At 31.4% G+C, this 1,572-nt stretch carries 2 protein-coding genes; both read right to left on the bottom strand.

Features of this window, described 5'->3' with window-relative positions:
* Positions 1-41: 41 nt before the first annotated feature.
* Positions 42-470 carry a hypothetical protein gene (locus LS69_RS10010; RefSeq protein WP_138124686.1) on the bottom strand — a complete coding sequence of 143 codons (429 nt, stop codon included), beginning with the start codon at positions 468-470 and terminating at the stop codon, positions 42-44.
* A gap of 20 nt (positions 471-490) precedes the next feature.
* A complete protein-coding gene (locus LS69_RS10005; protein WP_238699309.1) occupies positions 491-1,348 on the bottom strand; it encodes a T6SS effector amidase Tae4 family protein in 858 nt (285 codons plus the stop codon).
* Between the last annotated feature and the right edge of the window lie 224 nt (positions 1,349-1,572).

Here is a 1,572-nt window from a genome sequence, read left to right as displayed (position 1 = left end):
TTGTGTTTCTTGTGTCGTATTGGAGGATTCTATCCACATTATTATTTGCAATCCTTACAATATTTCTTTACTATGCGTTCAATTTCGGCTTGGTAGTCTGGGGAATCGTAAAACATAAGAGCCTTATCAATATCCCATACAGAGATTTTTCCAAGCGCATAAATGCTATATTGTTCTGATACAGCTTTTTCAATGTATTGTTTGATTTCATTAACTGCATCATCTAATTGGGGAAATACTCTGCAAAGTGATTCAATATGATAAATGCGAATATTACTTACATCAAAACCAAAATAATACGATATGCCTAGTCTTTGCAATGTTGCTACAATTTCTTTATAAGTCATATTTGGCGATTGTGGTTTGTTGTAAGTGTATTTTTGGCAACTTTTACTAACATTTATTGCTTCCGCTTCCCTACCCGCATAACATAAAACAACCACACACAACAATGCTAGAAACTTTTTCATGCAATCTCCTTACAATGTAATTATATTTTCCAAAAGCACAATTCTCGCACAAAAATCCTCTCATCTTCATAAAGCAAGTAATTTGTGCCATCTAGGAATCCTTTGCTTTCTTTATCAAAGAATGTTGTATGTCCCCCTGCATTCCCCCAGCCATCAATATCCATTGTTACAACGCCATTTTGATTAAGGGATTTTAGTGTATCAAAGAAATCTTGATTAGCTTTCCGCACTTTCTGCAATAATTGAGGATTAGTCATAATGTTCAAATATTCTTTTTTCTCGCTATAAAATACTTTATAAAATTCTTTATTATTTATCCTTTCCGAAAAAGGTTTTATTCCTTTGCCTTTATTCCAATTATTCATTAATAATTCTTTAATTCTAGGAACTCCCGTATAGTATAAATATCCATCTTCTCCCTTTAACACACCAAAGGGTAAATGACATAAATCTTTTATGGGGATTCCTCCATAGTTTAAAGCATAACTTACACATAATGCACAAGTATTGCTAAAATTTGGGTATTTTTGGTGAGGTTCACTTCTTCCAATTCCATCGCATTTTTCATCTATTATAAATCTAACATACTCTGCAAATAACATTCCTCCAACTAAGGTATATCTTGGATATACTACCAATTCTTCACCTGTCATTAATTCTTTATTGGAAAGTGCCATTGCATTTTCCAATGCATATTCTTTGTCTTGCCCATAAGATATAAGTTGCTCATACACCGCATTTTTTAATTTATTTTCAAGAATTGGATTACTCCTTGTATTGATGATTTTCTCATACGATTCTTTCAGAAATTTAAAACTTGGTCTATCAATTTCTATGTTTTTTATTATGTTGTTAATACTTATTTCACAATTTGGCATTTAACTTCTCCATATCTTTTTATCTTTCAAAATACCTTTAAAAACTACTTCACCATTTTGAACCACTCCCTCAACTCTAAATTTTTCTCCTTGTGTTTTTATGTCTATTTCTACTTCTTCTCCCTCAAGATACTAAACTTCTCTTTCTTTCTTTTATTCCCTTTAAAGATAATGATGAGGCTAATAATACCAAAGCACAAAAGATTCAAATAGAATCTAAGGAT

It is taken from the genome of Helicobacter sp. MIT 05-5294, assembly GCF_000765675.1.
Taxonomy (GTDB): Bacteria; Campylobacterota; Campylobacteria; order Campylobacterales; family Helicobacteraceae; genus Helicobacter_D.
The sequence above is the reverse complement of the archived record's forward strand: the minus strand, read 5'-3'. Positions and strand labels throughout refer to the sequence as shown.